The following is a 7,693-nucleotide window of genomic DNA, read 5'->3' as shown; positions in this document are numbered from 1 at the left end:
TTTGTAGCTCGCACTTAAATAGTAACGAGAGCCAAATTCAATGGTGTTTTGCGTCAGGTCATAGTTGATGTCGTACGACTCAATAGTTTCATTAGTCAGGTTAACCCCTTCCAATGTTACATCCAACGCATCCGTAACATGCCAGGTTACTGAGGCATCCACCTGCTGGTAACTGTCGTTTCTTACAGACTGTACGGCACCAACGCCAACCCATTCAGAGCGCCAGTTATACGCCAGGCGGGCACTCAACAATTCGTTTTCAAAGAATACCGAACCATTGAATGAATTTTCAGAAACGCCTGGTACCATTTCTTTGGAACCATCAGGTCGGGTAGTTTCACTATCCACGTAGGTGTAGTTGGTTATAAAGCCAACACCATTGTCAAAAGTATGTTGTAACTGAAGTTCCAGACCTGTGACTTTTCCTTCACCGCCATTTTGTGGCTGAGTGACGCGGCACTTGCCCCAATCGGCTTCTGATGCACCACAACCTTCAACAAATTGGATGCTTTCCGAATTGAAAACTACATTGGCGATATCTTTGTAAAACAACGCCGCAGAGGCCATAGAGGAGGGTGAGAAGTACCACTCTGCCGCCACATCTACCTGGTCAGCTTCATAGGGTTTAAGGCTGGGGTTACCACCTTGCGCACTACCAATGTTTGCATCTATCGCCAGGCCTGGCTTCAGATCGCTATAGTTGGTACGAGCCATAACCGAGGAAGCGCCTGCACGCAAAATCACATCATCGGTCAAATCATAGGCAACGTTTATGCTGGGTAGCCAATTGTCGTAACTCACATCATCAGAAAACGCCTGACCACCAGCAAAGCCACGAGAAGCCTGATCGGTGTCTACGTACCGAAGACCGATATTACCGCGAAGGTTTTCCCCTGCGAAGTCAGCCTGAACATAATATGCCAGCATGTCTTCGTTGATTTCGAAGGTATTTCCCAGATTAGCGACTTCTACTAACTCACCATTTTGATACTTCTGGCTGATGAAATCCCACCATTTGTCTTCATCTAAGTAAGCGTAGCTGCTCAGAGTATGGCCCGATGTTTGTGAGTGCAATCCGGACAGTATGCCACCTGTCCAGTTACTCAGGTTACCGTTGGGTACAAATCCGATGATTTCTGCAGGATTACGATTAAATGCTGTTCTGGCGAAATCACTACTGTTGAACTTCACACCAGTTTCAACTTTAGTGAAGAATCCATCTTCAAGATCGATGCTCAAGTCTAATTGCGCATAGTTGACATCGTGCTTCTGCACTGTGGTCTCATAGTTGGCTTCTTGCGCATGTTTTAACTGGCTGGCATCTGTTGCATCTAAGGACGTTAACCATACCTGGTATGGTCCTGTTGCATCATAGGTGAAGCCACCGTCTACGCTGCCCTGATTTGGAAAAGCTGGATCGCCGATTCTGTCGCCTTCATCCGTCGCAGGGATCCACCAGGATGAAGAACCTCCTTGTGTGCCACCTTCTGAGGTAGAGCGGCCAATAGTGCCGGAGACTTTGAATCCGTCACCAGTATAAGCGTGAGTCAGATTTAGTACATCAGCCTTCATATTGACGGCATGGCGGACAACCGGGTTGTAAATAATTGAGGCATATGCCGGAAGAATTGTTGCCTTCTCAGTGCCGCCTTTAGCATTGTTTTGCACATCTGTGGCTCCAGCACCACGAGCACTAACCGTCAGGAAGTTGTGGTTTACATGAGGATTGTCAAACTCGAATCTAAAGTAATCTAGTGAGACATCAACAGAATCTGTAGGTGCAAATTGAAGCGTAACCTGAGCACTGGTTCTTTCACGTTCTGCTTTAAAAGCTTGTGAACCAATGCCCCAGGCGCCAACGGTAGACTCTTGGCCGGTGTCCTGACTTTCAGGAAAATACTCATAATAGCCACTCAATGACTCAAGTACATGTCGCCCTGAAGTAAGTTGCTCAATGGAGTAGGCGGCTAGTACACCGAAAGAGGATGCTTCATTTTTCCAACTGGCCAGTCCTGACAAACCCGGATCAGTTTCATCGTATAAAGAACCTCGCGCCAATTCACCAGAGATCATGAAGGTGTTTGCATCCAGCCCAAGGGGCTTGCGGGTTGTTAGGTTTACTGTGCCACCTAATGCGCCTTCTTCTAATGCAGCTTCTGGGGTTTTATGGACTTCAACTGCAGATACTTGCTCCGCGGACAACAGCTCCATATTAAAAGTACGTGTCGCCGGCCCTAAGTCATACCAGGAAGTACTGGCTACCGTATTGCCATTCAGCAGAATTCTGCTTTGCTCAGGTGCAGTGCCGCGAATGGTTACGCCGCTTACTTCGCCGTACTGGCGATCCACTGTTACACCAGAGATACGTTGAAGCGCATCACCAATATTTTTGTCTGGAAATTTACCGATGTCTTCTGATGTTATGGCGTCAACCACTGTGTTGGCGAATCGCTTGGTATTCATCGAAGCTTCCAGAGAACGACGGATGCCACGAACCTGAATGGTTTCCACCGAATCCGTTGCGCCTGATGCTGATTCCTGAGCTATTACCACTTGGCTGGCTGTAGTGCTGCCAAGTGCCAATGCTAAGCACAAGCCCTGTGTTACTTTGTTCAGTCTTATTGAAGTCATGATGCCCTCTCATGAATTGTTTTGTGTGAGTGACAGCGTTGTCATTTGCTGTTATTAAAAATGACAGCGCCGTTGTCACATCATGACAACGCTGTCATTAAGTGCGAAATTACCGCATAGTTAATGAACTATCAATGTGTTTCTTACAATGAAATTACAAGTGTTACCTTTCAATTGTAACAACTTGTCTGTCTGGCTGGGTTAAGTAGCGCTGAATGGATGTTACTTTTTACGCTAGTCAGTTGTTAGTGACATACGACATCGCAGGATTTGCAACATCCATAAGTAAAGGACTGGCATTTATGCTAATCATCATGTTTACTAACTGCCAATTGAGTCGAGAGAACCCAAATGAAATCAACTATTAAGGACGTGGCCCAATTGGCTGGAGTGTCAATTAAGACGGTGTCACGGGTGATTAACAAAGAAGCGGCTGTCAGGGCTGACACGATTGAGAAGGTCAACGATGCCATTCGGCAGTTACAGTACGAGCCAAATCTGGCCGCGCGTAACTTGGCAGGAACTCGCTCCTATACCATGGGGTATGTGTACGACAACCCCAATGCGTATTATGTTATCGATATGCAAAATGGCATTCTGGCTGAGTGCCGTGACAAGGGCTATGAGCTGATTATTCACCCCTGCAATGCAAATTCACCCACGATAGTTGATGAACTAAAAACCATGATTACTAAGTCGCAACTGGCCGGGCTGGTGATCTCTCCGCCTTTATCGGAAATGCCTGACGTGTTAGATGCATTGGGTGAAATGGATATTCAGTTTGTGCGAATTATCTCAGGCTCAGGCCATAAACCGGAGAAAACACCCTGTATCTTTGTGCATGACCATGAAGCAGCCTATCAAATCACCCGCCATCTGATCGATTTAGGCCACCGGGATATTGCGTTTATCAGTGGTGATAAAGGTCACCGCTCTACCGACGAGCGTTTGAATGGTTATCGGGCAGCCATAGAAGATGCAGGCATCACCTTTAATCCTGACTATCTTTATGATGGCCGTTACTCGTTTGAGTCGGGTGTAAAAGGCGCGAAGCACTTGCTGTCGCTGGCCAAACCGCCCAGCGCCATTTTTGCCTGTAACGATGAGATTGCAGCGGGTGCGCTATTTGCTGCACGGTTGAGCAATGTTTCGGTGCCGGAGCAGGTATCCATTGCAGGTTTTGAGGACAGTCCCTTTTCGCGCCAAACCTGGCCGAAACTCACTACTGCAGCACAGCCCACCAATTTAATTGCCAAAAAAGCTGCCAGTCTGCTTATTTCACAAATTATGATTCAGCGATCAGGTAAGGGTAAATTGGAAACCGTTCACCAGCATTTTGAGCCGGAGTTGGTAATCAGAGAATCCACACAACGTCAAACTGCATGAAATACAAAAATATTGTTGTCCTCACTGGTGCAGGTATATCCGCTGAATCCGGATTGAAAACCTTTCGCGACAATGATGGTTTGTGGGAACATCATCAGGTTGAGGACGTGGCTACACCGGAAGCTTTCAAGGCAAATCCTGATTTGGTTTACCGCTTTTACAACCAAAGACGTCAGCAACTTCTTGATGGCTCTGTGAAGCCCAATGCTGCGCATTTTGCCTTGGCAAGGTTGGAACAAGCTTGTGAAGGTGACTTTCTGCTGGTCACCCAAAACGTCGATAACCTGCATCAAACTGCTGGCAGCCAAAGGGTACTACCTATGCATGGCGAGTTACTTAAAGCCAGATGTACCCGAAGCGGTCTGGTGCACCTAATGACCGCAAGCTTCAACGCACAGGATCGTTGCCCTTGTTGTCACCCGGCTAGTACGCTGCGCCCCCATATCGTCTGGTTTGGCGAAATGCCATTGTTTATGGATGAGATCTTAGCGGCGATAGCCCGGGCAGATCTATTTATATCCATCGGCACCTCAGGCACGGTATATCCTGCTGCGGGTTTTGTTGCCGAAGCAAGTTGGGCGGGAGCTTATACAGTCGAACTCAATCTGGATGCCAGTGACGGATTGTTTATTGAGAAACGACAGGGTAGGGCAACGAAAATAGTCCCTAGGTTTGTTGAAGAACTTTTATTACCGTATTCCCAATAGAGTGTTGTTGATGTTGGAACAAATGCAGCCATACTGGCTGGAGTTTTTAGCTATTGCTACCGTTCACCTTTTAGCGGTAGCCAGCCCGGGCCCTGATTTTGCGATTGTGTTAAAGCACAGTGTCAGCTACGGCAGACGTGCCGCAATATACACCAGCATAGGTATCGGACTGGCTATTCTCTTACATGTTGCATATTCGTTATTGGGTATCGGCCTGCTGATCCAAACCACACCTTGGTTGTTTAATGTGCTTAGTTATGCAGCGGCAGCCTATCTTGCGTATATAGGATTTAAAGCTATTGGCAGTAGCGCTGCCGGTAAATCAGCAAGCAATGCGCAAAAAGGGCAAATCTCAGACGGCAAGGCCTTTGTTGTTGGTTTCGTCACAAATGGATTAAATCCGAAAGCGACGCTGTTTTTTTTGTCCCTGTTTGCAGTAGTGATTTCTGTTACAACCCCTATGCAGGTTAAGCTGTTTTATGGTGTATACCTGGCGTTTGCAACGGGACTCTGGTTTATTGCCCTGTCTTTCTTATTGGCCGCACAACCTGTCAGACGTTTCCTGCAAAGCAAGGGATTCTGGTTTGATCGCTTAATGGGTATATTGTTAATTTTACTGGCAGTGAAATTAGTGATTGGAAATTAGCTGAAAGTGAATCTCAAGCGGACTAATCAGCCCTCAGAGACTAATTTCTGGTCTGTTGGGACCTATTCTCCTAAGCATTTCACTTATTCCGGTTCTGAACTGGTATGATATGCCCGTTGTATATGCTTCAGGTCTTAAACATTGGAAGAAAACAAATCACTCATTCTCGGCGGTAGTCTGGCAAAGGCCATGGCAGGTGATTTCACCCTGGATCTTAAAGGTCTCTTGAAGGAGGCATGGGATATCACCCATGTAACTAAATGGGTGATGGTACAAGCCATTTTGTTGGTTTTCTCTTTAGCTTTGCTGGCAGTGATGGTGCTTGCCCAGATTGCTCAGCTAAAGGGATTGGATTTAATGGCTCCAAATGTTCAGTTAATGACAGAGATTCTTCTTACCTTACTGACCGCCCCTTTAATTACCGGCCTAATGATGATGGGGGTCAATCATGCTGTTGGCGGTCGTTCCCGTCCATCTCATCTGTTTCATTTTTTGTCCAAAGCCTTGTTGCTCTCATTAAGTGCCTTAATGGTCAGTTTAATTGTGGAGATTGGCCTGCTATTAATGATTGTTCCTGGACTTTACCTCATGATTGCCTGCAGTTTCGTGCTACCACTGGTGGTGGAAAAAGGCATGACGCCGCTACGGGCGATCTATGTGTCCATTCGGGTCGTCAGCTTTAAGTGGCAGCAATTTATCCTGCTCTATCTGTTGTTTGCTTTGTTGTTTGTATTGGTTGTCCTGACTTTTGGTATTGCCATGATCTGGGTTGCCCCCTTTTACTACAACACCAAAGGCGTGCTATACAGAGAGATATTCGGTGTGGCAGTGCGCCTGACCGGACAAAGCGGAGATTCTCAAAATGGTGAATCAATTTTCCATGCCTGATGCTGGCTGGGTAATTAGAGCGGTCTTCATTGCAGTCGTTGGGTTTGCGCTAGTCTATCCATTTTTACACAGAGAGGAACAAGGACTGTTGCCGGAGCCCAAGCAATTGGCCATGCCGGTGCCTGATTTTAATGCTTTTGAAAATGTAGAAGAAAAGAAACAGGCATTCTTCGATTATCTCCGGCCAGCGGTGGAATACCACAATCAGCTCATCTTGCATGACAGGAATATGTTGCAGGCCATTCGGCAAAAAATGATCGACGGGCAACCGCTAACCCAGTTGCAGAAGCGCAAACTGGAAAAACTCAGTCAAACATACAAACTGGCTAAAGCGCCCGCAGATATAGACAGTATCAACCGGTTGTTAAGGCGGGTAGATATCGTTCCGGTAGAACTGGTGTTGGTGCAGGCCGCTAATGAATCCGCTTGGGGAACCTCCAGATTTGCCCGGCAGGGATACAATTTTTTCGGTATGTGGTGCTTTAGAAAAGGGTGCGGGTTTGTACCTCGGCAGCGAGAAGAAGATGCTGGCCATGAGGTAGCCCGATTCCGCGATTTATCTCATGCTGTTCAGGCCTATCTCACCAATATCAACAGTCATTATGCCTACAGCGAACTGCGTGGGATCCGGGCGGGTTTACGTCGAAATCAGCAAACCGTTACCGCTGAATATCTGGTGGAAGGACTGATGGGATACTCAGAGCGTGGTCAGGATTATATTGATGAGTTACTGCAGATGATTCGAGTTAACAGGAAATATTTAAATTCATGAGAATGCTTTTTCTTGGTCTTATGGCCTTCTCCGGTGCAGCTTTAGCGGCTGAGTCACTGGAACTGGATTACGCTACATTGTATAGCCATACACGTAAGCTGGATAAGGACGAACTGTCGGCCTTGCAATTTGCCTTTGGCTTTATGCATCACCAAAGCAAGCAAATGTGTCACCTTGAATCCGCTTATCTGCATACCCAAAAGCAGGATATTCCTTTGCAGATAACGCAAGAACAAAGGTTCACGGTGCCTTCTGAAAAAGCTCTGAGCCTGGCTAAAGCCGTTGCAAGATTTGAATTAACCGAACCGGTAAATCAATGTGACATGTCAGTGCAACTGGAAACTAAAGCAGAGTACCTGAAAACAGCGTACGACCTGCAGGAGCTAGTTTTGCTGTATGATCAGTACACCGAGTTTTTTGATTCCATGGGCAGCTTTCTGGCGTTTATGATGCCATCAGTAAAGGGATTGGTGCTTCACTTTGATAAAAATATGGCGTCTGACGCTATCTGGCTGAACGACAAATTACAACCTGATCTGTCTATACGCGAAGGCGAGCTACGTCTAAGTAAAGACTGGTTGGAAAACAAAGGTCAGTTGCGTTTACCTGTAAGGCCGTACCGCATTACGGCGATAACCGAGTAAAGAAGGGAAGGGCACCCCT

At 46.8% G+C, this 7,693-nt stretch carries 7 protein-coding genes; 6 read left to right on the top strand and 1 reads right to left on the bottom strand.

Annotated elements, in window-relative coordinates; all coding sequences use genetic code 11:
* On the bottom strand, nt 1-2,631 hold a 2,631-nt coding region (locus tag ABD028_RS04000), incomplete at its 3' end, for a TonB-dependent receptor (RefSeq protein WP_343842038.1).
* A 351-nt stretch (nt 2,632-2,982) separates the two neighbouring features.
* Here ABD028_RS04000 and ABD028_RS03995 point away from each other — a divergent pair.
* The 6 genes from ABD028_RS03995 to ABD028_RS03970 all read left to right on the top strand — a co-directional run bounded on the left by ABD028_RS03995 (nt 2,983) and on the right by ABD028_RS03970 (nt 7,674).
* Entirely contained in the window at nt 2,983-4,017 is a 1,035-nt protein-coding gene (locus ABD028_RS03995; RefSeq protein ID WP_102795456.1) for a LacI family DNA-binding transcriptional regulator, read from the top strand.
* Complete coding sequence (gene cobB / locus ABD028_RS03990) at nt 4,014-4,724, top strand: Sir2 family NAD+-dependent deacetylase (RefSeq protein WP_343842034.1); 711 nt, start codon at nt 4,014-4,016, stop codon at nt 4,722-4,724. The genes ABD028_RS03995 and cobB overlap by 4 nt, the downstream gene beginning before the upstream one ends.
* A gap of 10 nt (nt 4,725-4,734) precedes the next feature.
* Nucleotides 4,735-5,370 carry a LysE family translocator gene (locus tag ABD028_RS03985; protein WP_343842031.1) on the top strand — a complete coding sequence of 212 codons (636 nt, stop codon included), beginning with the start codon at nt 4,735-4,737 and terminating at the stop codon, nt 5,368-5,370.
* A gap of 141 nt (nt 5,371-5,511) precedes the next feature.
* Nucleotides 5,512-6,258 (top strand): hypothetical protein, encoded by a 747-nt coding sequence (locus ABD028_RS03980; RefSeq protein WP_146027113.1) that lies wholly within the window; start codon nt 5,512-5,514, stop codon nt 6,256-6,258.
* Nucleotides 6,233-7,030, top strand: coding sequence for a glucosaminidase domain-containing protein (locus ABD028_RS03975; RefSeq protein ID WP_343842028.1), 798 nt, complete (start codon nt 6,233-6,235; stop codon nt 7,028-7,030). The genes ABD028_RS03980 and ABD028_RS03975 overlap by 26 nt, the downstream gene beginning before the upstream one ends.
* Nucleotides 7,027-7,674, top strand: coding sequence for a DUF2987 domain-containing protein (locus ABD028_RS03970; protein WP_343842026.1), 648 nt, complete (start codon nt 7,027-7,029; stop codon nt 7,672-7,674). The genes ABD028_RS03975 and ABD028_RS03970 overlap by 4 nt, the downstream gene beginning before the upstream one ends.
* Nucleotides 7,675-7,693: the final 19 nt, after the last annotated feature.

It is taken from the genome of Bowmanella denitrificans (genome assembly GCF_039522935.1).
GTDB lineage: Bacteria > Pseudomonadota > Gammaproteobacteria > Enterobacterales > Alteromonadaceae > Bowmanella > Bowmanella denitrificans.
This window is presented reverse-complemented; position numbering and strand designations above follow the sequence as displayed.